Annotated in this window: 23 protein-coding genes and 1 tRNA gene; 14 read left to right on the forward strand and 10 right to left on the reverse strand. The window is 70.9% G+C overall.

Features of this window, described 5'->3' with window-relative positions:
- Positions 1–83: 83 nt before the first annotated feature.
- From ACZ561_RS38685 to ACZ561_RS38710, 6 genes are all read left to right on the forward strand, one after another.
- Positions 84–1,400, forward strand: a complete 1,317-nt coding sequence (locus ACZ561_RS38685; RefSeq protein ID WP_471004620.1) for a type III PLP-dependent enzyme domain-containing protein — start codon at positions 84–86, stop codon at positions 1,398–1,400.
- A gap of 55 nt (positions 1,401–1,455) precedes the next feature.
- The gene (locus ACZ561_RS38690; RefSeq protein WP_384523750.1) at positions 1,456–1,920 is read left to right on the forward strand and encodes an SRPBCC family protein; all 465 of its coding nucleotides are present in this window, start codon (positions 1,456–1,458) and stop codon (positions 1,918–1,920) included.
- Between the two features lie 485 nt (positions 1,921–2,405).
- Complete coding sequence (locus ACZ561_RS38695; RefSeq protein ID WP_471004622.1) at positions 2,406–2,807, forward strand: hypothetical protein; 402 nt, start codon at positions 2,406–2,408, stop codon at positions 2,805–2,807.
- Entirely contained in the window at positions 2,804–3,562 is a 759-nt protein-coding gene (locus tag ACZ561_RS38700; RefSeq protein ID WP_471004624.1) for a transcriptional regulator, read from the forward strand. The genes ACZ561_RS38695 and ACZ561_RS38700 overlap by 4 nt, the downstream gene beginning before the upstream one ends.
- 41 nt (positions 3,563–3,603) lie before the next feature.
- The gene (locus ACZ561_RS38705) at positions 3,604–3,996 is read left to right on the forward strand and encodes a roadblock/LC7 domain-containing protein (RefSeq protein ID WP_471004626.1); all 393 of its coding nucleotides are present in this window, start codon (positions 3,604–3,606) and stop codon (positions 3,994–3,996) included.
- A gap of 36 nt (positions 3,997–4,032) precedes the next feature.
- Entirely contained in the window at positions 4,033–4,404 is a 372-nt protein-coding gene (locus ACZ561_RS38710; protein WP_471004628.1) for a hypothetical protein, read from the forward strand.
- A 28-nt stretch (positions 4,405–4,432) separates the two neighbouring features.
- Here the strand turns inward: ACZ561_RS38710 and ACZ561_RS38715 are convergent, their stop codons facing one another.
- Positions 4,433–5,296: a MurR/RpiR family transcriptional regulator gene (locus ACZ561_RS38715; protein ID WP_471004630.1), complete on the reverse strand. Its 864-nt coding sequence runs from the start codon at positions 5,294–5,296 to the stop codon at positions 4,433–4,435.
- A gap of 96 nt (positions 5,297–5,392) precedes the next feature.
- Here ACZ561_RS38715 and ACZ561_RS38720 point away from each other — a divergent pair, with 96 nt between their 5' ends.
- Positions 5,393–5,809 (forward strand): hypothetical protein, encoded by a 417-nt coding sequence (locus tag ACZ561_RS38720; RefSeq protein ID WP_471004632.1) that lies wholly within the window; start codon positions 5,393–5,395, stop codon positions 5,807–5,809.
- Positions 5,810–6,061: 252 nt separating this feature from the next.
- On the opposite strand, the gene ACZ561_RS38725 is transcribed toward ACZ561_RS38720, so the two are convergent.
- On the reverse strand, positions 6,062–7,459 hold the full coding sequence (locus ACZ561_RS38725) for a cystathionine beta-synthase (RefSeq protein ID WP_471004634.1): 1,398 nt from the start codon (positions 7,457–7,459) through the stop codon (positions 6,062–6,064).
- A 119-nt stretch (positions 7,460–7,578) separates the two neighbouring features.
- Between ACZ561_RS38725 and ACZ561_RS38730 the strand changes: the two genes are divergently transcribed.
- The 3 genes from ACZ561_RS38730 (at position 7,579) to ACZ561_RS38740 (ending at position 11,410) form a co-directional block, all read left to right on the forward strand.
- Positions 7,579–8,592 (forward strand): SGNH/GDSL hydrolase family protein, encoded by a 1,014-nt coding sequence (locus tag ACZ561_RS38730; RefSeq protein ID WP_471004695.1) that lies wholly within the window; start codon positions 7,579–7,581, stop codon positions 8,590–8,592.
- A gap of 310 nt (positions 8,593–8,902) precedes the next feature.
- Positions 8,903–10,123 carry an acetyl-CoA C-acetyltransferase gene (locus ACZ561_RS38735; protein ID WP_471004636.1) on the forward strand — a complete coding sequence of 407 codons (1,221 nt, stop codon included), beginning with the start codon at positions 8,903–8,905 and terminating at the stop codon, positions 10,121–10,123.
- 444 nt (positions 10,124–10,567) lie between these two features.
- Positions 10,568–11,410 (forward strand): hypothetical protein, encoded by an 843-nt coding sequence (locus ACZ561_RS38740; RefSeq protein ID WP_376445266.1) that lies wholly within the window; start codon positions 10,568–10,570, stop codon positions 11,408–11,410.
- Between the two features lie 14 nt (positions 11,411–11,424).
- Here the strand turns inward: ACZ561_RS38740 and ACZ561_RS38745 are convergent, their stop codons facing one another.
- Positions 11,425–11,754, reverse strand: coding sequence for a hypothetical protein (locus tag ACZ561_RS38745; RefSeq protein ID WP_471004638.1), 330 nt, complete (start codon positions 11,752–11,754; stop codon positions 11,425–11,427).
- 100 nt (positions 11,755–11,854) lie between these two features.
- Between ACZ561_RS38745 and ACZ561_RS38750 the strand changes: the two genes are divergently transcribed.
- Both ACZ561_RS38750 and ACZ561_RS38755 read left to right on the forward strand, forming a co-directional pair.
- Entirely contained in the window at positions 11,855–12,085 is a 231-nt protein-coding gene (locus tag ACZ561_RS38750) for a DUF4287 domain-containing protein (protein WP_376445272.1), read from the forward strand.
- Between the two features lie 122 nt (positions 12,086–12,207).
- The gene (locus ACZ561_RS38755; protein WP_471004640.1) at positions 12,208–12,771 is read left to right on the forward strand and encodes a TetR/AcrR family transcriptional regulator; all 564 of its coding nucleotides are present in this window, start codon (positions 12,208–12,210) and stop codon (positions 12,769–12,771) included.
- 71 nt (positions 12,772–12,842) lie between these two features.
- On the opposite strand, the gene ACZ561_RS38760 is transcribed toward ACZ561_RS38755, so the two are convergent.
- Both ACZ561_RS38760 and ACZ561_RS38765 read right to left on the reverse strand, forming a co-directional pair.
- Complete coding sequence (locus ACZ561_RS38760) at positions 12,843–13,721, reverse strand: Bax inhibitor-1/YccA family protein (RefSeq protein WP_471004642.1); 879 nt, start codon at positions 13,719–13,721, stop codon at positions 12,843–12,845.
- A gap of 131 nt (positions 13,722–13,852) precedes the next feature.
- Positions 13,853–13,934 (reverse strand) — tRNA-Leu (locus ACZ561_RS38765).
- A 398-nt stretch (positions 13,935–14,332) separates the two neighbouring features.
- Between ACZ561_RS38765 and ACZ561_RS38770 the strand changes: the two genes are divergently transcribed.
- Positions 14,333–15,103, forward strand: a complete 771-nt coding sequence (locus tag ACZ561_RS38770; protein WP_471004644.1) for an ABC transporter ATP-binding protein — start codon at positions 14,333–14,335, stop codon at positions 15,101–15,103.
- 160 nt (positions 15,104–15,263) lie between these two features.
- Complete coding sequence (locus ACZ561_RS38775; protein WP_471004646.1) at positions 15,264–17,795, forward strand: ABC transporter permease; 2,532 nt, start codon at positions 15,264–15,266, stop codon at positions 17,793–17,795.
- Positions 17,796–17,865: 70 nt separating this feature from the next.
- On the opposite strand, the gene ACZ561_RS38780 is transcribed toward ACZ561_RS38775, so the two are convergent.
- The 5 genes from ACZ561_RS38780 to ACZ561_RS38800 all read right to left on the reverse strand — a co-directional run bounded on the left by ACZ561_RS38780 (position 17,866) and on the right by ACZ561_RS38800 (position 23,164).
- Positions 17,866–19,164, reverse strand: coding sequence for a class I SAM-dependent methyltransferase (locus ACZ561_RS38780; protein ID WP_471004648.1), 1,299 nt, complete (start codon positions 19,162–19,164; stop codon positions 17,866–17,868).
- 199 nt (positions 19,165–19,363) lie between these two features.
- Positions 19,364–20,746: an NAD(P)/FAD-dependent oxidoreductase gene (locus tag ACZ561_RS38785; protein ID WP_471004650.1), complete on the reverse strand. Its 1,383-nt coding sequence runs from the start codon at positions 20,744–20,746 to the stop codon at positions 19,364–19,366.
- A gap of 369 nt (positions 20,747–21,115) precedes the next feature.
- Complete coding sequence (locus tag ACZ561_RS38790) at positions 21,116–22,030, reverse strand: Ppx/GppA phosphatase family protein (protein ID WP_471004652.1); 915 nt, start codon at positions 22,028–22,030, stop codon at positions 21,116–21,118.
- The gene (locus ACZ561_RS38795; protein ID WP_329119742.1) at positions 22,027–22,566 is read right to left on the reverse strand and encodes a DUF501 domain-containing protein; all 540 of its coding nucleotides are present in this window, start codon (positions 22,564–22,566) and stop codon (positions 22,027–22,029) included. Before ACZ561_RS38795 ends, ACZ561_RS38790 begins: the two co-directional genes overlap by 4 nt.
- Positions 22,567–22,690: 124 nt before the next feature.
- On the reverse strand, positions 22,691–23,164 hold the full coding sequence (locus ACZ561_RS38800) for an FtsB family cell division protein (RefSeq protein WP_329119740.1): 474 nt from the start codon (positions 23,162–23,164) through the stop codon (positions 22,691–22,693).
- Between the last annotated feature and the right edge of the window lie 151 nt (positions 23,165–23,315).

Here is a 23,315-nt window from a genome sequence, read left to right on the forward strand (position 1 = left end):
GAATCAGTTATTCACATCCTGGACTGCTGAATACTTGTAGTCAACAGCTGCGGTGCCACCCGTCCCGGTGGTCCCATGGACACATGGCTTCCCACCGTCGCGATCAGGCCGTCCGAGCCGCCGTCGAACAAGGCCTCCTCTCCCCCACCGAACCCGTCGTCGCCCTCCTCGACACCGCCGGGATCCGCGCCTCCGCCGCCGCCCTCGTCTCCGCCTTCGCCGCCGTCACCGACGCTCCCGTCCTGCACGCCTTCGCCGTGAAGGCCTGCCCGCTCGTACCCGTCCTGCGCCTGCTCTACGACTGCGGGCTCGGGGTCGAGGTCGCGAGCCCCGGCGAGCTGGCCCTCGCCCGCGCGGCCGGAGTCCCGCCCTCCCGTACGGTGCTCGACTCGCCCGCCAAGACGCCCGCCGAGCTGCGTCACGCCCTGGCGCTCGGGATCGCCGTCAACGCCGACAACCTCCAGGAACTGGCCAGGATCGACGCGCTCATCGCCTCCGCACCGACCTCGAGCCCGCTCGGACTGCGGATCAACCCGCAGATCGGGGCGGGTCTGATCGGCGCGCTCTCCACCGCGACCGCCACCTCCAAGTTCGGGGTCGCGCTGCGCGACGTGGGCGCCCGGGAGGCCGTGGTCCAGGCGTACCTCGACCGGCCCTGGATGCGCCGGGTGCACACGCACACCGGCTCGCAGGGCGTTCCGCTCGCCTTGATGGCCGAGGGGGTCGCGGCGGCCTACGACCTGGCCGAGGAGATCAACGCCAAGGCCGGACGGCAGCAGATCGACACCGTCGACATCGGCGGCGGACTGCCGGTGAACTTCGCCTCCGACGACGAGACGCCGACCTACGCGGAGTACGCCGAGCTGCTCGCCGCCACCGCCCCCGGCCTGCTCGACGGGCGCTACGGGCTCGTCACCGAGTTCGGGCGCTCACTGCTCGCCAAGCACGGCACGGTCCTGGCCCGTGTCGAGTACACCAAGACCTCGGGCGCCCGCCCCATCGCGGTCACCCACGCCGGGGTCCAGCTCGCCACCCGTACCGTCTACGACCCCGTCTCGTGGCCGCTGCGCCTCCTCGCGTACGACTCCGACGGCCGGCCCCGCGAGGGGGAGGAGACCGTCCAGGACGTGGCCGGACCCGCCTGTTTCGCCGGGGATCTGCTCGCCACCGCACGCCCGCTGCCCCTGTTGCGGCCGGACGACATCGTCGCGGTGCCGGACACCGGCGCGTACTACTTCGCCCACCACTACGCGTACAACAGCCTGCCCCGGCCCGCTGTCCACGGCTTCACGGTGGGCGACGAGGGGCGGGTGGCGTTCGCGACCGTGCGCGGGGCGCAGACGCTCGACGAGATCGTCGCCGAGGCGGGTGGGGACCGGACGGAGGCCCTGCTGCCGTAGCACTGCGGGCGTAGCACTGCGGGCGCTTGTCCGACCCCGGTGGTTCGATGGAGCCATGGCTACCAAGAGCGTCGTCGTCGAACGCCGGATCGCGGCGTCTCCCGGGCCCGTCTGGGAGGCGCTGACGGACCTGAAGGACATGGAGCGGGTCCTGAGCGGTGTGGAGCGGGTCGAGGTGCTGACGGAGGGCGCCTTCGGCGTGGGCACCCGCTGGCGCGAGACCCGGCGGATGATGGGCAAGGAGGCCACGGAGGAGATGACCGTGACCGAGGCCGAGCCGCCGGACCGCTATGTGACGGTGGCCGACTCGCACGGAATGCACTACGTCTCGGAGATCGCGCTGCGGCCGGACGGGACGGGTGCGACGACGGTACGGATGACGTTCTCGGCGAGCCCGGCCGAGGGCAGCCGCATGGGGTTCCTCGCCAAGCTGCTGAGCGGCCTCGGCGCCAAGGCGGTGAGCCGGGCACTCGCGAAGGACCTGGACGACGTGGCGGCGTCGGTGGAGCGCCGCCACTGACACCGGCCGGTCCGTACGGCGGTCCGCCCCTCACACCGGTCCGCCACCGACGCCGGCCTGTCCCTGGCACCGGTCCGCCACCGACTCCGGCCTGCCCCTGGCACCGGTCCGCCACCGACTCCGGCCTGCCCCTGGCACCGGCCCGCCCCCGACACCGGCCCGCCCCGGACAGTCGTCCGACGCCGGCCTTCGTCCGGCGTGCCCGCTCGCGGACCGCTCGCGGACCGCTCGGCGGGCGTGTACGTCCGGGCCGGTGCGCTGCTCGCCATCGGGATCGGGCTGTGTGCGCGCGACAAGGTCGTCCTCCGCGTACGCGGGGAGGACCGGGCAAGGCAAGGACCGGGGAGCCGACCGTCGAGGGCGAATTCAAGCAAGCCGACGGCATGTTCCGATGGAAAATGCCAGAACTCCTGCCCCCGACCGGAACGTTGAGTAACGTCTCCGTCACTGCCGTACCCGCACGCCGCATCGGGAGGGGAACCCGCGTGCCCGGAATCGACGAGTGCCTGCTGGAGGCCATGAGCCTGCCGGGCGCACGCGGGGCCTGGCTGGTCGACTGGACCAGCGGACTCGCCCTCGGCACGGCGGGCGACTCGCCGGTCGGCGACCACGAGACGACCGCGGCGGAGGCGGCCGAACTGGCGCGGGCGGCAGCGGAGTACGACTCCTTCGCCCACGGCCCCCTGCACGACGAAACGTTACCCAAAGGGCCGCCCGTCGAGGACCTGATCGTCACGGCCCGCGGCGGCTACCACGTCCTCCGCTTCGTCGAGACGGCCTTCGACAGCAGCGTCTTTCTGCACCTGTGGATCGACCGCGACACCGGAAACCTCGCCCTCGCCCGGATCCGGCTGCGCGACCTCGCCGAAAGGCTGGTCCTCGGATGACCGTCTCGCCGATGCTCACCCGCCTCTCCGCCGAGCGCGCCACCGGAGCCCTGCTGCGCGACCACGGCACCCTCTACCTCGTCGACGGCCGCGTCGTGCACGCCGAGAGCCCCGCAGCCCCGGGCCTCGACGTCCTGCTGACGGCCGGCGGACGGCTGCCCCGCGAAGGCTGGGACGAGGCCGTCAACCGGGCCGGGGCGCGCCGTGAGGTCGGCCGGTTCCTGGTGGACAGCGGCCGACTGCACGACGGTGAACTCCAGATATGCCACCTCGGGGCCGTCTTCGACGCGGCGTTCTTCGCGCTCGCCCCCGCCAGCGGCCCCACCCGCTTCCGCTACGGAGTCGCCCACTGGTTCGGGCCGGTGCGGCCGGTCTCCACCGAGGCCGTCGAGCGCGAGACCGTACGCCGCCGTGAACTGCTGGACAGCGTCTGGCCGTACGGGGCCGTGGACACCGCCCCGGTCGTGCCCCGCGCCGCCGCCCCCGGACAGGCGGTGAGTCTGCGTCAGCGGGCCCTGCTGGCCGCCGCCGACGGAGCCCGTACCCCGGCGGACATCGCTCGGCTGCTCGGCCGCCCGGCCTTCCACACACTGCTCGACATCCGCCGCCTCGCGGCCGCCGGCCTCGTCGAGACCCCGCTCGAACCCTTACCGGCCGCCCAACCCGCCGTCCCCACCTGGGTCGGCGAGGTCGCGGTCGATCCGGACATCGCCCTGCTGCGCCGGCTCCGTGACGCCCTGGAGGCAAGCCTGTGATGAGGCGTGCCCTGCGCATGCGCGCCGAGAGGAGACAACTGATGTCGGCAGAGGCCGAGGTGCTCGGCGAGCTGAGACGGCTGCGGGCCCGACTGCCCCAGCTCACCGGGGCGCTCGCGGCGAGCGCCGACGGCCTGGTCCTGGCCCAGGACACGGTCGACACCGAGGCCGAGGCGGTGGCCGCACTCACGGCCGCGGCGCTCGGCGTCGGGCAGCGGCTGACCGATTCCACGGGCCAGGGCGGCTTCCGCGAGCTGCTGGTGCGCGGCGAGAACGGCTATGTCGCCACGTACGCGGCCGGCGGATCCGCCGTCCTCACCCTGCTCGCCGAACCCCGGATCAATGTGGGGCGGCTCCACCTGGAGGCGCGGCGGTCGAGTGCCCGGATAGGCGACCTGGTCGACGAGGCCCTGGAACGCAAAGACCTGAACTGATCCCAACCACAGATGCGAAAAGGAAGTGCGACACCCATGGCGAACACCGAGACGTCTCTGAAGGAAACCATGGCCATCGAGGGCGCCATCGGCGCCGCGCTGGTCGACTACACCAGCGGTATGGCCCTCGGCACGATCGGCAGCAGCAAGGATCTCGACCTCAATGTGGCCGCCGCGGGCAACACGGACGTGGTCCGCGCCAAGGTCAGGACGATGGAGATGCTCGGCCTCAAGGACGAGATCGAGGACATCCTGATCACGCTCGGCGGCCAGTACCACCTGCTCCGGCTGCTCAAGGGGCGCGGCGCCAACGGTCTGTTCCTGTACCTGGCGCTGGACAAGGACCGCGCGAACCTGGCGATGGCCCGCCACCAGCTGAAGCGGATCGAGGCCGAGCTGGAGGTCTGACCCCCGGAGCCGGGATCGGCCCGCTCCCCTACTCCACGAACAGTCCCCGCTCCGCCGCCTTCGCGTCGAACTCCTCGAGCCGCGCCTGGGCGTCCGGCAGCTCGTCCGCCATCGCCTCCAGGAGCACCCGGCCGAGCAGCATCGGAGCGCAGGCCGTGTCGAAGGCGAGCCCGGTGCCGACGGCGGCGGGGATCAGCAGGTCGCTGTGGGCGGCGACGGGCGCGAACGCCGATTCGGCGACCGTCACGACGGTCAGGCCGGCCGCCCGCGCGTACTCCAGGGTCTCCACGACCTCCCTGGGGTGGCGCGGCAGCGCGAAGCAGAGCAGTGCCGTCGCCCCGGCCCGTACGGCCGCGTCGACGCGGTCCGTGAGCATCGAGCCGCCCTCGTCGAGGAGGCGGATGTCGGGGTGGACCTTGGCGGCGAAGTACGCGAAGCCGCGGGCCTGGGAGGAGGCCGCGCGCAGGCCGAGGACGGGCAGCGGCCGGGAGGCGGCGAGCAGCCGCCCGGCGCGCTCGACGGGCGCGGGGTCGGCGAGCAGTTCGGCGAGATGGCGGAGGTTCTCGATCTCGGCGAGGACGGCCTGCTGGTACTCGTTGTGCTCGCTCGTCTCCCCCGCGGGCTTCCGCTCCGGGGCGACCTCGCGCAGATGGCGGCGCAGCGCGGGGTAGCCGTCGAAGCCGAGGGCGACGGCGAAGCGGGTGACGGAGGGCTGGCTGACGCCGGCGAGCTCGGCCAGCTCCACGCTGGACAGGAACGGCACGTCGCCGGCCCGGCGCACCATGCAGTGCGCGATGCGCCGCTGTGTCGGTGTCAGCCGGTGCCCTTCGAAGAGCGCCTGAAGCCGTCCGGCCGGGCTGTCACTCACGCCGTCCCCCTTTTGCCTATTCATCCTCCTCGAACTCTGCATGAGGATATGCAGCAGGGCAAGAAAAAGCGGGGGATAGCCCTACTGACGTGAAGGTCCGGGCTCTCTACCGTGGCGAGCATGGATACGCGCGACCCTGACCGGACCAACGAGCTCAAGAGCGAGCTGGACGCCACCCTGCACGCCCGGCGGGAGCTGGGCACCGAGTACGAGGCCGCTCTGATCGAGTCGTTCCTCGGCAAGGTGGAGCAGAGCCTGGACGCCACGGTCGACCGCCAGGTGCGGCGCCGACTGGCCGAGCAGCAGGTGGCGGCCGCCCGCGGGGTCCGGCCGCCGGGTTCGGGCGCGGAGGGCTTCGGCGAGCGCTACGGCTTCGGGATCATCTCGCTGGTCCTGGCGATCCCGCTCTCCGCGATCGCCGCCAGCCAGGCGAACCTGGAGGGTCTGATCGTGGCCTGGCTGGGCATCGTGGGCGTGAACTTCGTCCACGCGTTCCGGGGCCGGCTGCCGAAGCGCGGCGACACCGAGGACTTCTAGCGGAACGAAGTGGCGCGGGGACCGCCGCACCCCCGTTGCCGGGGGGCGGGACGACGGCGGTCCCCGCGGGGGACACGGGCCCGGGTCAGGGCCGGTCTCCGCGTCCGGCGGCGTCTTCAGGAGTCCGGGAGCCGCTCCGTAGTCCTTGACGCCGACAACGACCAATGTGCCGGACGCGTGTTAAGCGGGTGCTGCGGGTACGTGTCGCGCTCGTACCGTTTGCGCGAACGCCCGCTCGACTCGCGGTTCGAGCTACTTCGCGGAGCCCTTGGCCCCGCCGTTCGCCAGGAAGGCGAGCAGGTCCTGACGGCTCACCACACCCGTCGGCTTGCCCTCGACCAGCACGATCGCCGCGTCCGCCTCACCGAGCACGGACATCAGGTCGGCGACCGGCTCGCCGGAGCCGACCTGCGGCAGCGGGGCGCTCATGTGACGCTCCAACGGGTCCTCCAGGGAGGCCCGCTTGGTGAACAGCGCGTCGAGGAGCTCGCGTTCGACGACCGAGCCGACGACCTCAGCGGCCATGACGTCCGGGTGACCGGCGCCCGGCTTGACGATCGGCATCTGGGAGACGCCGTACTCCCGCAGCACCTCGATGGCCTGACCGACCGTCTCCTCCGGGTGCATGTGGACGAGGGAGGGCAGTCCGCCCTCCTTGTGACGCAGCACGTCGGCGACGGTGGCGGAGGAGGTGTCCTCCAGGAAGCCGTAGTCGGCCATCCACTCGTCGTTGAAGATCTTGGAGAGGTAGCCGCGGCCTGAGTCCGGAAGGATCACGACCACGATGTCGTCCGGGCCGAGGTCCTTGGCTACCTCGAGCGCCGCGACGACCGCCATGCCGCAGGAGCCGCCCACCAGGAGGCCCTCCTCCTTGGCGAGGCGGCGGGTCATCTGGAAGGAGTCCTTGTCGGAGACGGCGACGATCCGGTCGGTGCCGTCACGGTCGTAGGCGGTGGGCCAGAAGTCCTCGCCGACGCCCTCGACGAGGTACGGCCGGCCGGAACCGCCGGAGTAGACCGAGCCCTCGGGGTCGGCGCCGACGATCTGGACCGTGCCGCCGCTGACCTCCTTCAGGTACTTGCCGGTGCCGGAGATGGTGCCGCCGGTACCGATGCCCGCGACGAAGTGGGTGATCTTCCCGTCCGTCTGCTCCCACAGCTCGGGACCGGTGGTCTCGTAGTGCGAGCGGGGGTTGTTCGGGTTGGAGTACTGGTCGGGCTTCCAGGCACCGGGGGTCTCACGCACGAGCCGGTCCGAGACGTTGTAGTACGAGTCGGGGTGCTCGGGGTCCACCGCGGTGGGGCAGACCACGACCTCGGCGCCGTACGCCCGCAGCACGTTGATCTTGTCCGTGGACACCTTGTCGGGGCAGACGAAGATGCACTTGTAGCCCTTCTGCTGGGCCACGATGGCGAGCCCGACGCCGGTGTTGCCGGACGTGGGCTCGACGATGGTTCCGCCGGGCTTGAGAGCACCGCTCTCCTCGGCCGCCTCGATCATGCGCAGGGCGATGCGGTCCTTGACCGAGCCGCCCGGGTTGAAGTACTCGACCTTGGCCAGGACGGTGGCCTGCAGGCCCTCTGTCACATTGTTGAGCTTCACCAGCGGGGTGTTGCCGACGAGGCTGATCATCGAGTCGTGGAATTGCACCGTAATCTCCGGGGTCTCCGTAATGGTGCAGCCAGCGTATGCGTAGTCGGAGCGGGTTACGGGGCAGTTAGATCCTGAACGGCTTGAAGGAGGTGACTGCCCCCATGTCGAGGGCGAGGGTGGCACGGCGGATCGCGGCGGGCGCGGCGTACGGCGGTGGGAGCATCGGGCTGCTCGGTGCGGCGGCGGTGGGTGTGCTTCTGGCCGAGGTGCAGCTGGCGAAGAGGACGGTCGGGGGTGGGGTGGCGCCGCTGCCACCGGGGGCGGACGGGCTGTACGGCCGCTCCTTCGAGACCACGGACCCGGCCTCGCCCCCGCTGCGACTGGCCCTTCTGGGTGATTCGACGGCGGCGGGTCAGGGGGTGCGCCGGGTCGGCCAGACGCCGGGGGCGCTCCTGGCGTCGGGGCTCGCGGCGGTGGCGGAGCGCCCGGTGATCCTGCGGAACGTGGCGCTGCCGGGAGCGCGCTCGGACGACCTGGAGCGTCAGGTGTCGCTGTTGCTGGCGGCTCCTGCGGGGCCGCCGGACGTGTGCGTGATCATGATCGGGGCGAACGACGTCACGCACCGGATGTCGGCGACGGAATCGGTGCGGCTTCTCGCGGCGGCTGTGCGGCGGCTGCGGACGGCCGGGGCGGAGGTGGTCGTCGGGACCTGCCCGGACCTGGGGACGATCGAGCCGGTGTACCAGCCGCTGCGGTGGCTGGCGCGGCGGGTGTCGCGGCAGCTGGCGGCGGCACAGACGATCGTGGTGGTGGAGCAGGGCGGGCGGACGGTGTCGCTGGGGGACCTGCTGGGTCCCGAGTTCGCGGCGAATCCGCGCGAGATGTTCGGGGCGGACAACTACCACCCGTCGGCGGAGGGGTACGCGACGGCGGCGATGGCCGTGTTGCCGACGGTGTGCGCGGTGCTGGGCGTGTGGCCGGAAACGGACCGCCTGGAGCCGGACCGTCACGAGAACATGCTGCCGGTGGCGAAGGCGGCGGCGGAGGCGGCGAAGGAGGCGGGCACGGAGGTCACGGGGGCGCGGGCGCCGTGGGCGCTGCTCAAGCACCGCCGGCGCCGTCGCCTCGCGGAGCCGCCACCGGCCACGCCGGAACCGACCCCGTCCCCGGAGGAGGCCCACCGCCCCTGACGACGACTCCGGGCTACGGGGCAGTTCCCTCCGCCCCCCGTGTGGGCAATCGTCCCGCTGGGGGCTGGGGGAAGGCGGGCAGCGCCCCAGCGGAACAGTTGCCCGCAACGGAGCGCCGGGGGTGTGACCCGGCAGCGCCCCCGGCGGGACAATTGGCTTCGACGGTGGGGCGAGAGTGCGCGCCGCACGCGCGAACTGAGCGCTCGCTTAGAAAAGAGGTCCGCGTCACACCGTCTGGGCGGTGACCCGTGCCGTACGTGCAGGTAGCTTCGCTTTCAGTCCGTCCACCCCGCATCCCCCTGGAGCCGTGATGCCCGAAGCCGTCATCGTCTCGACCGCCCGCTCCCCGATCGGCCGGGCCTTCAAGGGCTCCCTGAAGGACCTGCGGCCCGACGACCTCACCGCGACCATCATCCAGGCCGCGCTCGCCAAGGTCCCCGAGCTGGACCCGCGGGACATCGACGACCTGATGCTCGGCTGTGGTCTCCCCGGTGGCGAGCAGGGCAACAACCTGGGCCGGATCGTCGCCGTCCAGATGGGGATGGACCACCTCCCCGGCTGCACGATCACCCGTTACTGCTCCTCCTCCCTCCAGACCTCCCGCATGGCGCTGCACGCCATCAAGGCCGGCGAGGGCGACGTCTTCATCTCGGCCGGTGTCGAGATGGTCTCCAGCTTCGCGAAGGGCAACTCGGACTCCCTGCCCGACACGCACAACCCGCTCTTCGCCGAGGCCGAGGCCCGTACCGCCGCCGTCGCCGCCTCCGAGGGCTCCTCCTGGCACGACCCGCGCGAGGACGGCCTCGTCCCGGACGCGTACATCGCCATGGGTCAGACCGCCGAGAACCTGGCCCGCCTCAAGGGCATCAGCCGCCAGGAGATGGACGAGTTCGGCGTACGGTCGCAGAACCTCGCCGAGCAGGCCATCAAGAACGGCTTCTGGGAGCGCGAGATCACCCCGGTGACGACCCCGGACGGCACCGTCGTCTCCGCCGACGACGGCCCGCGCGCCGGCGTCACCCTGGAGGGCGTGCAGGGCCTCAAGCCCGTCTTCCGCCCCGACGGCCTGGTCACCGCCGCCAACTGCTGCCCGCTCAACGACGGCGCCGCCGCGCTCGTGATCATGTCGGACACGAAGGCCCGCGAGCTCGGCCTGACGCCGCTCGCCCGCATCGTCTCCACCGGCGTCTCGGGCCTCTCCCCCGAGATCATGGGCCTCGGCCCGGTCGAGGCGTCCAAGCAGGCCCTCAAGCGCGCCGGCCTGACCATCGACGACATCGACCTCGCCGAGATCAACGAGGCCTTCGCCGCCCAGGTCATCCCGTCCTACCAGGACCTGGGTCTGGACCTGGACAAGGTGAACGTCAACGGTGGCGCCATCGCCGTCGGCCACCCCTTCGGCATGACCGGCGCCCGCATCACCGGCACGCTGATCAACAGCCTCCAGTTCCACGACAAGCAGTTCGGTCTGGAGACCATGTGCGTCGGCGGTGGCCAGGGCATGGCCATGGTCATCGAGCGGCTGAGCTGAGCCGTAGCGGAGGGTAGGGGTCGCCTGAGGAACGAAGGCGGGACCTGCCCGCAGCGGTGGCGAAGCTCAGCGCGACCGCGGAAACGAGCGGCTGAGCTGAGCCGTAGCGGAGGGTAGAGGTCGCCTGAGGAACGAAGGCGGGACCTGCCCGCAGCGGTGGCGAAGCTCAGCGCGACCAAGGAAACGAGCGCCTGAGCTAAGCCCAGAAGACGCCTCGGCTAACCCCGTCGCGTCCTAGCCGTGACCGAATCTCCCCCAGGATGTGACCTACGTCCCGGGGGAGAGTCATTCCCGCAGGTCACACCCGCATCGGGACTAAACACCTGGCCCAAATACCTGTCCATTTCGTGACGTAATGCACTGACAGGGGGCGCACTCCCACGACAAGCTGATGTAGGAAGTCGGGGGGATCGACTCGGAATCGGGAGTACGTCAGTGAGCGCCATGTCTCTTGCCCTGCTGGTGACCACGGCCGCCGCCACGGCCGTGGGCGCCGCCGCCCTGCACGCTGCCCACGGTCTCCGTAAGCAGGTCACCGCTCTGCGTAGCGAACTCGCCACCGCCCACGGGGTGTCCGTACCCCCGGCACGCCAGACGCCCGCGTCCGAGATACGGGCCGCGGTCGCCGAGGCGCTGGCCGAGGAGCGCGAGCGCGAGCTCGCCGAGGCCCGGGCGTTCTGGGCTGCACAGGAGGCCCGTGACGCGGCCGACGCCCCGTCGCTCCTCGGCGGCCTGGGCGGATCTGCCGAGGACGGCCCCTTCTACGTGCCGCGCCAGGCCGATTTCGCGGGCCTGGAGGCCATGGCCCTGGAGGCGATGGAGGCCGAGGCCGCCGCGCTGGACGGCCCCGGCGTCGACAGCGTCCTGGACGAGTTCCCCGAGCTGAACGAGTACGCCGAGGACTCTCCGGAGCTCGCGGCGGCCCGTCGCCGCCACCCCTCGCACCCGGACTTCGTGCCGGTCCAGACGCCCGTTGTCACCGACCACGAGCGCACGGTGGCCCGCCTCGAGGAGCTCGCCGACACGCGCACCGCGCTGACCGACGTGCGCCCCGGGCCGCTCGGCACGCTGGACGTGTACGTCTTCGCCGACGGCACCACGCTCTGCATGACCCCCGGTCACCGGGAGACCGCGGAGCGTCTCGCGGACGCCCTGCGCACCGGCCGTACGCCGGTCCTGCTCGGCGGTTCGGGTGTCTCGGGCGCGTACGCCCTGACGTTCTCCTTCGGGGACGCGGACGACGAGAACGTCTACATCCTCGCCGACCGCGTGATCGCCTCGCTGTAGCCCTCCAGGGGCCGTCAGAGCCCCGACCGCTCAGCGGCCTCCCGCACCAGCCTCACGGCCTCGCCCAGTTCCCGTTCCAGGGAGCCGGCCGGGGCCGTTCGCAGAATCTCCGCCAGATCGTTTCCGGCCACGACAAGTTGGTCGGCGACCGAGAACACGCCGGCGTCCGGGATGATCCGCCCGGCGGCCACCGGCTCCTCGATCCGCTGCGCCAGGAGCGCCAACTCCCTGGCCAGTTCAAGCCCTTCGGCTGCCGCGCCACGCTGGAGACGGCTCTGCGGGGCGGCCCGCAGCCGGTCGGCGAACCGTTCGACGACGGCGGTCAGTTCACTCGTATCAAGCACGGCGCGACCCTACGCGCCCTCCGGGGACTGTTGCCAACGGCCCTTCACTCAGGCACGGTGACGGGAAGGAGCACACGGCAACACGCGTCCGGAGGCGCCGATGTCCCACGCATTCTCCGAAGAGACCCATCGCAACCTGCTCGCCCGCATCCCTCACTGCACCGGTCGTGAAATCTCCGACTGGCTTCGCACCGTCGAGGAAGGCCCCTCCCTCATCCGCTTCGAGGAGAAGGTGAGCTGGCTCCGGGGCGAGCACGACCTCGCGTACGGCCACGCGAAGGCGATCATCCACGAGTACGACCTTCGGCGAGCGGCCCGCCGGCTGCTCTGACACCCCGCACGGGGCCCGCCCGTGCGGGCCCCCGTCGGCCCGCCCCGACAGGGAGAACCATCGTTCCCCTTGCCCTGTAGAGTGAGAGAACGATGATTCTCTACTGATGGGGTGATCGGGCGATGGACACGGAATCCGCCGAGCTGCGGCTCCTGGAAGCCGCCGAGGCGCTCTTCGACGAGCGGGGCGTGCAGGCGGTCGGCATGGACGCCATCCGCACCGCGTCCGGCGTCTCCCTCAAGCGTCTCTACCAGCTCTATCCGTCCAAGGACCATCTGGTCTGGGCCGTCCTCAACCGCCGCGACGCGGCTGTGCGGGAGGCCATCGCCGCCCACGGAACGAGTCACGCGGGCACCCCGTACGAGCGCGCCCTGGCGGTCTTCGACTACCTCGGCGACTGGTTCGCCGACCCCGGCTTCCGGGGCTGTGCCTTCATCAACACCTTCGGCGAGATGGGCGGCATCTCGGCGGACGTCGCCGACATCGCCCGCGGACACAAGCAGGCCCTGCGGGGCTACTTCGCCGAGCAGACGAACGCCCTCGGTGCGCCGTCCGAGCTCGCCGATCAGCTGGCGCTGCTCGCCAACGGCGCCATGGCCGTCGCCGGCATCAACGGCTCCCCCGAGCCGGCCACCCAGGCGAAGGAGGCGGCCCGGGTGCTCCTGGACGCCGCGCTCAAGGGCTGAGAACGCCGAGAACGCGGAAGGGCCCGCCCGGCGGAAGCCGGACGGGCCCTTCGTCACACACGAGCGGTGCGTCAGTCGTCGCCCTGCAGGATCGACAGCAGGCGCAGCATCTCCAGGTAGATCCACACGAGGGTCAGGGTGAGGCCGAAGGCCGCCAGCCAGGACTCCTCACGGGGGGCGCCGTACGTCACGCCGTCCTCGACCTGCTTGAAGTCGAGAGCGAGGAAGCAGGCACCGAGGATGATGCCGATGACACCGAAGAGGATGCCGAGGCCGCCGCTGCGGAAGCCCAGGCCGTCACCGGCGCCGTCGAAGAGCGAGAAGACCGCGTTGACCAGCATCAGCAGGACGAAGCCGATCGCGGCCGCCATCACGAAGCCGTAGAAGCGGCGGGTCACGCGGATCCAGCGCATCTTGTAGGCGATCAGCACACCGGCGAAGACCGCCATCGTGCCGAGGACCGCCTGCGCGACCACACCGGGCGAGATGTAGGTCGAGACAGTGGCCGAGATGACGCCGAGGAAGACACCCTCGAACGCCGCGTAGGCCAGGATCAGCGCGGGCGAGGCCTTGCGCTTGAAGGACTGCACCATCGCCAGGACGAAGGCCACCAGGGCGGCCCCGATGGCGATGCCGTAGGACTTGCCGAGGTTCGCCTCGTCGACGGGCAGCAGGAACCACGCCAGGGCGGCGGTGACCACGACCGTGCCGAGCGTCATGGCCGTACGGCTCACGACGTCGTCGATCGTCATCACATCGCCGCGCGTCTGCGGGGCGCCGAGCTGGGTGTCCTGCGCGTACGGGTTGGTCGCGTACGGGTTCGTCGCGCCATCGGCGTACGGGTTGGTTCCGACGGCGCCCCCGGCCTGCGGCTGCTGCGCGTTGAAACCGGCGTAGCCGTTGTCGCGGCTGAACCCCCGTCGCGAGAAGACCGGGTTGCTGCTCCTCATCTCACTCCTCCATGGCCGCACTGCGCGGCCTTGCGTCAAGAGTAATGCGGAAGCAAAGGAAACTCCCTAGTGCTCGGGGAGGATCTTTCCGAGATCGTTAGAGAGACCCGGCGGTCCAGGAGGGTGAGCTGTGCCCGGAACCGGACTCGAACCGGTACGGCCCGAAGGCCAGCGAGGTTTAAGCTCGCCGTGTCTGCATTCCACCACCCGGGCTTGGCGCGCGGCTCTGCGTTGGCACATGAGCCTATCCGGACGCTTACCCCGTTCAGCGGAACGCTGGCCCGATGTTGTCTTATTTTATTGACGTCTGAGGGTGTGTCAGTGCAGGTAGGGGCCGTCTGACGAAGTGTGACAGGGGTCGCAGGCGCAAAGACGCGTACGCCGGAATGACGAAAACTCGCCGCATCTATGTCACATCGCCCTCGGGGCACCGGCCGGCTCCACACTCCGAGGGCGTCTCAGGGGTCCTGTCATACCTCAGGAGGAGGGGCGGGCCCCCCGGTCCGACTCCAGGCTGCCCCAGGAACGGGCACGTGGACGGACGCTCCGGGCCTCAACGCTCGACACGATGGAGTGGTTCCCGAACATCCGCAGTGACAGGAGTCCCTCTCGTGACCACCACCCCCACCGTGTCCCGCGCCACCGCGGTGGCCGCCCGCGCCACGGATCTCTCGAAGGTCTACGGACAGGGCGAGACCCAGGTGGTCGCCCTCGACCAGGTCACCGTGGACTTCCGCCAGGGCGAGTTCACCGCGATCATGGGCCCCTCCGGCTCCGGCAAGTCCACCCTGATGCACTGTGTCGCCGGCCTGGACTCCTTCTCCTCCGGCTCGGTCCGCCTCGGCGAGACCGAGCTGAGCACCCTGAAGGACAAGCAGCTCACGCAGCTGCGCCGGGACAAGATCGGCTTCATCTTCCAGGCGTTCAACCTGCTGCCGACACTGACGGCCCTGGAGAACATCACGCTGCCGATGGACATCGCCGGCCGTAAGCCCGACAAGCAGTGGGTGGAGAAGGTCATCGACATGATCGGCCTGTCCGGCCGGCTGAGCCACCGCCCCGCGCAGCTCTCCGGAGGCCAGCAGCAGCGCGTCGCCGTGGCCCGCGCGCTGGCCTCCCGCCCCGAGATCATCTTCGGTGACGAGCCGACCGGAAACCTGGACTCGCGCTCGGGCGCCGAAGTGCTGGGCTTCCTGCGCAATTCGGTACGGGAGCTGGGCCAGACGGTCGTCATGGTCACCCACGACCCGGTCGCCGCGTCCTACGCGGACCGGGTGATCTTCCTCGCGGACGGCCGGATCGTCGACGAGATGATCGCCCCGACGGCGGACGGCGTGCTGGACCGCATGAAGGCCTTCGACTCGAAGGGCCGCACGAGCTGAGGCGGCGGCGCCTCGCCGCGCCGTCCCGGGGCCCCGCCCCGGAGCCCCGCCCACGCGGGGACCGTGACGGCGCCCGGCAGCGAGCCGGCTGCGCCCCGTCCTCCCCGCCCTCTCACTTCCCGGCCCGCCGCAGGCGCCGGCCCCACTCCAGGACACACATATGTTCCGTACCGCCTTGCGCAACGTGCTCGCGCACAAGGCCCGGCTGCTGATGACCGTGCTCGCCGTCATGCTCGGCGTGGCCTTCGTCTCCGGCACCCTGGTCTTCACCGACACCCTCTCCCAGGCCTTCCGCAACCAGTCGGCCAAGAGCTACGACGACGTCGCCGTCGCCGTCAGCATGTACCCGAGCCCCGAGGAAGCGGCCAAGACGCCCGGCCTCTCGCAGGACGTCATCGACCGCATCGGCAAGCTGAACGGTGTCGCCTCCGTCTCCGGGCGGGTCGACGGCTTCGCCGGCGTGCCCGACAAGGACGGCAAGCTGATCGGCGTCGGCTGGTCCAACAAGGGCACCAACTTCGCCCCCGGCGCCGACGGCAAGGACCGGGCGTACGACTTCACCCAGGGCGCCGGCCCGGTGCAGGACAGCCAGATCGCGCTCGACCAGGCCACCGCGGCCAAGGGCGGCTACAAGGTCGGCGACACCGTCCGCGTCGCCACCAACGGCCCGGTGAAGGAGTACACCCTCTCCGGTGTGTTCACCACCGAGGACGGCGCGGTCAGCGCCGGCGGCAGCCTGGTCCTCTTCGACAACTCCGTCGCCCAGAAGCAGTACGTGAAGCCGGGCTTCTACCGGGACGCCACCGTCGTCGCCACCCCGGGCACGGACGCCGACAAGCTCCTCGACGAGGTCCTGAAGGTCGTCCCGAAGGCCGCCACGGCCCAGACCGGCCAGGCGCTCGCCGACCAGCAGGCCAAGGACATCGAGGCGGGGCTCGGCGCGCTGAAGCAGGTCCTGCTCGGCTTCGCCGGCATCGCCCTCTTCGTCGGCGTGTTCCTGATCGCGAACACCTTCACCATGCTGGTGGCCCAGCGCACCAAGGAACTCGCGCTGATGCGCGCCGTCGGTGCCTCGCGCAAGCAGATCACCCGCTCCGTCCTCGCCGAGGCCGGTCTGGTCGGCCTGATCGCCTCGGTGGTCGGCTACGGCCTGGGCATCGCGCTCGCCGTCGGACTGCGTGCGGGCATGAACGCCTTCGACCTGAAGGTGCCGGACGGCCCGCTGGTCCTCGGCACCACCCCGCTCATCGCCGCGCTCGCCGTCGGCATCCTGATCACCATGTTCGCCGCCTGGCTGCCCGGCCGCCGCGCCGCGAAGATCCCGCCGGTCGCCGCCATGAGCAGTGTCCACGCGGCTGCCACCACGAAGTCGCTGGTGGTCCGCAACTCGATCGGCGCCGCGCTCACCGCGCTCGGTGCGGTCCTGATCGTGCTCGGCGCCGGCAAGGGCGGCGACGACGGCCGGATGTTCATCGCGGGGGGAGCCTTCGTCACCCTCATCGGTGTGATCGTGCTGATCCCGCTGCTCTCCCGCCCGGTGATCGCCGTGATCCGCCCGCTCTTCGTCGGCCTCTTCGGGGTCTCCGGCAAGCTCGCCGGCCTCAACGCGGTCCGCAACCCGCGCCGTACCGGCGCCACCGCCTCCGCGCTCGCCATCGGGCTGACCCTGGTCACCGGCCTGTCCGTGCTCGGTACCACGGTCGGCACGGCGCTGGACAAGATGACGACGGAGCAGATCCGCGCCGACTACATGATCTCCATGGCGAGCGGCGAGGGCATGAACAAGGACGCGCTCGCCGCGATCGAGAAGGCCCCGGGTGCCACCGCCGTCTCCCCGCAGCTCGCCGGCTGGTTCTCGCTGAAGGGCAAGGACGTCTCGGCCTCCGGTGTCACCCCGGGCGACATCGAGCGGCTCATCAAGCTCGACACCGTGAAGGGCTCGCTCGACTCGCTCGGCGAGGGGAAGATCGCGGTCGCCGAGAAGACCGCGACCAAGCAGGGCTGGAAGGTCGGCGACACGCTGCCGGTCGAGTTCGGCGACAAGAAGAAGGGCAAGCTGACGGTCGGCGCGATCTACGAGGACAGCGAGTTCGTCTCGCCCGTCCTGATCGACGCGGAGATCGTCACCGCCCACGAGCAGCAGTCCTACATCCCGCAGATCTTCGTCTCGATGGACGGCGGCGCCTCCGCGGCCAACGAGAAGGCGCTCGCGAAGGCCATGGGCGACAACCCGGCCATCACCGTCATGGACCAGAAGGACATCCGTGACACGTTCGGCGGCACGATCAACATGCTTCTGAACATCATGTACGGCCTGCTGGCGATGGCCCTGCTCATCGCGATCCTGGGCGTCGTCAACACCCTGGCCATGTCCGTCTTCGAGCGGCAGCAGGAGATCGGCATGCTGCGGGCGATCGGCCTGGACCGACGCCGCGTCAAGCGGATGGTCCGTCTGGAGGCCGTGGTCATCTCGCTCTTCGGCGCCGTGGTCGGCATCGGTCTCGGCTCGTTCCTCGGCTGGGCGATCGGCGAGACGATGAAGAGCAGCCTGCCGGGCTACGCGCTGGTCCTGCCCTGGGACCGGATCGGGATCTTCCTGGTCCTGGCCGGACTGGTCGGCGTGCTGGCCGCCATGTGGCCGGCCCGCAGCGCGGCGAAGCTGAACATGCTGGCCGCCATCAAGACCGAGTAACCGCGGTACGCACGAGGCGAAGGGCCGGGCTCCCCCTGAACGGGAGCCCGGCCCTTCGCCGTGCGTACGGCTACGGCTTCTCGTTCCACACCCGCGGGCGCAGCGCCACGCCCGAGGTGCCCGATTCCGGTGTCTTCACCGCGAGGAACTGGTTCACGCCGATCCGGTTGCGCTCGAACGCGACCGCGGAGGCGGCCATGTAGAGCCGCCAGATCCTCGCCCGGCCCGGCGAGGTGTTCCGTACGGCGCGCGCCCAGTCGCCCTCCAGGTTGGCCACCCAGCGGCGCAGCGTCAGGGCGTAGTGCTCGCGGATGGCCTCGACGTCGCGGACCTCGAAGCCGGCGTCCTCCAGGGTGGCGAGGGTGCGGCCCATCGGGGCCAGCTCGCCGTCCGGAAAGACGTACGCGTCGATGAACTCGTCCACCTGGTAGGCGGCCTCGTCCGGTTCGGGGCGGCGGGAGATCTGGTGGTTGAGCAGCCGGCCGCCCGGCTTGAGGAGGGCGTGCAGTATGTCGGCGTACTCGCGGTAGCGGACCGCGCCGACGTGCTCGGCCATCCCGATCGACGAAATGGCGTCGTACGGGCCGTCCTTGACGTCCCGATAGTCCTGGACGCGGATCTCGATCCGGTCGGTCAGGCCCTCCTCGGCGATCCGCTTGCGGGCGAAGGCGGCCTGCTCGCGGGAGAGGGTGATACCGACGACCTGGGCGCCGTACTCGCGGGCCGCGTGCATGGCCATGGAGCCCCAGCCGCAGCCGACGTCGAGCAGCCGGTCGCCCTCCTTCAGGTTCAGCTTGCGGGCGATGAGGTCCAGCTTGTCGCGCTGGGCCTCCTCCAGGGTCCCGCCGTCCGTCCAGTACGCGCACGAGTAGACCATCGACGGCCCGAGGACCAGCTCGTAGAAGTCGTTGCCCACGTCGTAGTGGTGACTGATCGCCTGCTTGTCGCGGCGCTTGCTGTGGCGGGAGCCGGTGCGCCGGCGCATCTCCTCGGCGGGCGGCGCGGGCGGCGGGTACGGGCCTGCCAGCTTCAGCACGGCGCGTACGGCGGCGCGCAGCTTCGGGTCGCGTACGGCCTCCAGGGAGCCCCTGGTCTCCTCCCCGCGCTCCCAGATCAGTCCCGCGAGCCGGTCGAGGACCTCGTAGAGGTCTCCCTCGACGTCGATCTCACCGGCCACCCAGGCGCGGGCGAGGCCCAGTTCGCCGGGCTTCCACAGCAGCCGGCGCAAGGCACGGCGCTGCCGGACGATCAGGACGGGGCCGTCCGCGGGGCCGGATTCGCTGCCGTCCCAGGCACGCAGACGTACCGGCAGCGGGACCCCCAGGAGATCCTCCGCGAGAGTGGTCAGCCGCGATGCGGCGTCGGCCATGGTGCACACCTCCGTGATGTCGTGCCCCAGAAATGCTCGTCACCACGTAAACACCCTCCGTAGGCGATTTTCGTCCCGTCGGCGCGCAACGACTCGGCAAAACACCCGGGCGGACTCCAGCAGACCGGTACGGACATGCCGAAGGGCCGTCCGCACCACGGATGGCGGACGGCCCTTACGGAGGTGTACTGCGGTGGAGCTAGGAGGCCTTGGCCTTCTCCTGGCTCGCGGCGGCGGCCGGAGCGGGAGCGGGCTTGGCCGCCTCGTAGAACTCCTCGCGCGGCGTCTCCATCGCACCGAGGGAGACGACCTCGCGCTTGAGGAACATCGCGAGGGTCCAGTCGGCGAAGACGCGGATCTTGCGGTTCCAGGTCGGCACGGCCATGCCGTGGTAGCCACGGTGCATGTACCAGGCGAGTCGGCCCTTGAGCTTGATCTTCATCTTGCCCATGACGATCATCGCGACGCCCTTGTGGAGGCCGAGGCCCGCCACAGCACCCTTGTTGGAGTGCGAGTACTCCTTCTGCGGGAAGCCCCGCATGCCGGAGACCACGTTGTCGCCGAGGACCTTCGCCTGACGCAGCGCGTGCTGGGCGTTCGGCGGGCACCAGGCGTTCTCCACACCGGCCTTGCGGGCGGCGAGGTCCGGAACCTGGGCGTTGTCGCCCGCGGTCCAGATGTAGTCGGTGCCGGTGACCTGGAGGGTCGGCTGGGCGTCCACGTGGCCGCGCGGGCCGAGCGGGAGGCCGAAGCGGGCGAGCGCCGGGTTGGGCTTGACGCCCGCGGTCCACACGATCGTGTTGGAGTCGACCTCGAGGCCGTTCTTCAGCACGACGTGGCCGTCGACGCAGGAGTCCATCGACGTCGAGAGGTAGATCTCGACACCGCGGCCCTCGAGGTGCTCCTTGCCCCAGCGGCCCAGCTCCGGGCCGACCTCGGGAAGGATCTTGTCGGCGGCGTCGACCAGGATGAAGCGCATGTCCTCGCGCTTCACGTTGGTGTAGTACTTCGCCGCGTCGCGGGCCATGTCCTCGACCTCGCCGATGGTCTCCGCGCCGGCGAAGCCGCCGCCCACGAAGACGAAGGTCAGCGCCTTGCGGCGGACCTCCTCGTCGGTCGTCGAGTCGGCCTTGTCCAGCTGCTCCAGGACGTGGTTGCGAAGGCCGATGGCCTCCTCCACGCCCTTCATACCGATGCCCTGCTCGGCGAGGCCGGGGATCGGGAAGGTGCGGGAGACCGCGCCCATCGCGATGACCAGGTAGTCGAACGGCAGGTCGTAGGCCTCGCCGACGAGCGGCGCGACCGTGGCGACCTTGCGGTCCTGATCGATGGTGGTGACGCGACCGGTGAGCACCTCGGCTCCACGCACGACGCGTCGCAGCGGGACGACGACATGGCGCGGCGAGATGCTGCCTGCGGCGGCTTCGGGGAGGAAGGGCTGGTACGTCATGTACGAGCGCGGGTCGACGACCGTGACGGTCGCTTCCGCATAACGCATCTTCTTCAGAATGCGTCGTGCTGCGTACAGGCCTACGTACCCACCGCCTACTACGAGGATCCTGGGACGCTCCGTGGTGCTCATGCATCCGAGTATCCACCCCTCCCAGGGGGGTCGCTCGTGCGCCCCTTCACAAGGTCTCCGGGGACCTCTGCTACACTCCGCCGCCCACGTGACCTAGGTCATGGTCGTGCAAAGGAACCAGGGTGCGGGGGTGAACGTTGTTCACCCCTACTGAACTGGCCCGGAGAGCTGTCGTTAACGCTGAACCACAGGGCCCGTTCACGCGATGGAAACATCGAGAGAACAACGCTCCCCGCCTACGAAAGAGCCCCGACAGGGGTGTTGGAGGCTCTGAAGGCCCTCCATGGCCCCCATCAGGGCCCTTTTCCTTGTGAAGAACTTCACGAACTTTCTCGGCGGACCGTTTCCGGACGTGCCGCCGGGTGCCCGTTATGCCACGGACAGTGCGATTCCGTCGAGGATGTCGTGCTCGCTGACGACGACCTCGCGGGCCCCGGTCCGCTCCATGATCTCCAGCAGGACGAGAGCACCGGAGACGATCACGTCGACCCGTCCGGGGTGCATCACGGGGATCGCGGCGCGCTCGGCGTGGGTGGAGCCGATCAGCGACGTGACGATCTCGTGGACCTTCTCGTACGAGATCCGGGAGTGGTGGATCTTCTCCGACCGGTACTCCGGGAGTCCCAGCGCGATCGCGGCGACCGTGGTCACGGAGCCCGCGAGCCCGACGAGCGTCTCGGCCTCGCGGATCGGGACGGTCTGCTCGGCGAGGTCGAGCGCGGCGCGGATGTCGGTCCGGATCGAGGCGATCTCGGCGGCGGCCGGCGGGTCGCTGCGGACATGCCGCTCGGTGAGCCGTACGCAGCCGATGTCGACGGACCGTGCGGCCTCGACGTGCTTGTTGCCGACGACGAACTCGGTCGAGCCGCCGCCGATGTCCACGACGAGGTACTTCTCCGTGCCGTGCAGCTCGGCCGTGGCGCCGGTGAAGGAGAACTCGGCCTCCTGGTCGCCGGAGATCACCTCGGGCTCGACGCCCAGGATGTCCAGGACGCCGGAGACGAAGTCGTCGCGGTTCTCGGCGTCGCGGGAGGCGGAGGTGGCCACGAAGCGGAGCTTCTCGGCGCCCAGCTCCTTGATGACGGCCGCGTACTCACGGCAGGCCGCGAAGGTCCGCTCCAGCGCCTCGGGCGCGAGCCGCCCGGTCTTGTCGACGCCCTGCCCGAGCCGGACGATCGTCATCCGCCGGTCGAGCTCGATCAGCTCGCCGGTGTCGGGGTGCACGTCGGCGACGAGGAGGCGGATGGAGTTCGTACCGCAGTCGATTCCGGCGACGCGGGTCACTGGGCGGACTCCTTCTCTTCCGCGCACGGCGTGACGCACGGGCCCTTGGCCCACCACTCGGGCAGCATCGCCAGCGCCTCGTCGCCCAGCGGGTTCACCCCGGGGCCCGCGGCCAGCGAGTGGCCGACGAGGACGTGCAGGCACTTGACCCGGTCCGGCATTCCGCCGGCGCTCGGGAATCCCTCCAGGACCTCGATGGCGTCACGGCGGGCGATGTAGTCCTCGTGCGCGGCCCGGTAGGCGGCGGCCAGCTCCGGGTCGGTGCCGAGCCGGGCCTGCATCTCCTTCATGACCCCGTTGGCCTCCAGCGTGCCGATCGCCGAGGCCGCGCGGGGGCACGTGAGGTAGTACGTGGTGGGGAACGGCGTGCCGTCCGGGAGCCGCGGCGCGGTCTCGACGACGTCCGGGTTGCCGCAGGGGCAGCGGTGCGCGATGGCGCGCAGCCCCCGGGGCGGGCGGCCGAGCTGTTCCTCGAAGGCGGCGACGTCCGCGTCGGTGGGCTCGGTGCGTGCGGTCTGCGGAGGGGGCGTTTCCATGCCTGCGTCTGTCTTCTCGTCGGGGGCGGTCTGCTTCCGGGCGGGCCCGGTCGCGTGGGACGGACCGGACCGCGATGGGGCCGGCCGGGCCCGGGGTGTGGGCCCATCATCTCGCGCCGGGGCGCTAACGGCTCGCGTCGGCCCGGTCGACGCCGTCCCAGAGGTCGGAGTACCAGGGGCGGTCGGCCGCGCTCTGCTCCTCGCGCCGGGCGCGCTCGGCCTCGGGGTCGTTCACGGTGAAGCCGGTCTCGCCGGGCAGCACGTAGTGCAGGTGCTCGCGGGCGAGGCGGCGGACGTAGGCCGGGTCCTGGAGGCGGGCCTTCTCGTCCCGCAGCTCCTCGACCCGGGCGGCGGCCTCGGCGGCCTGGCGCTCCTGCTCGGCGATCTCGCCGCGCTGGGAGACGTACTGCCGCATGGGGTAGGCGAGCGCCACCACCAGCGAGCAGACGACCAGGGCGAGGAAGGCCGCGCGGCCGGTGAGCCGCGAGCGGCGGGCCTGGCGGCGGGTCTGGGAGCGGTAGACACGGGCGGCGGTCTGCTCGCCGAGCAGCCTGATCCGGGTCGCGGTCGAGAACCGGTCCCGGTCCTTCGCGGCCATGTCGTGTCGCCTCCCCTTCTCCTGCGCCGTAAAGCGTGCGTCCCCGCACACGGTACGGGACCGAGTGCGGGGACGTATGTACGACGGGCTGGACAGCCCTTGAGCCGCTACCGGCCCTGGGCCGACGCCGGCCTGAGCCGGTGTCAGCCCG

It is taken from the genome of Streptomyces sp. NPDC039609, assembly GCF_055596705.1.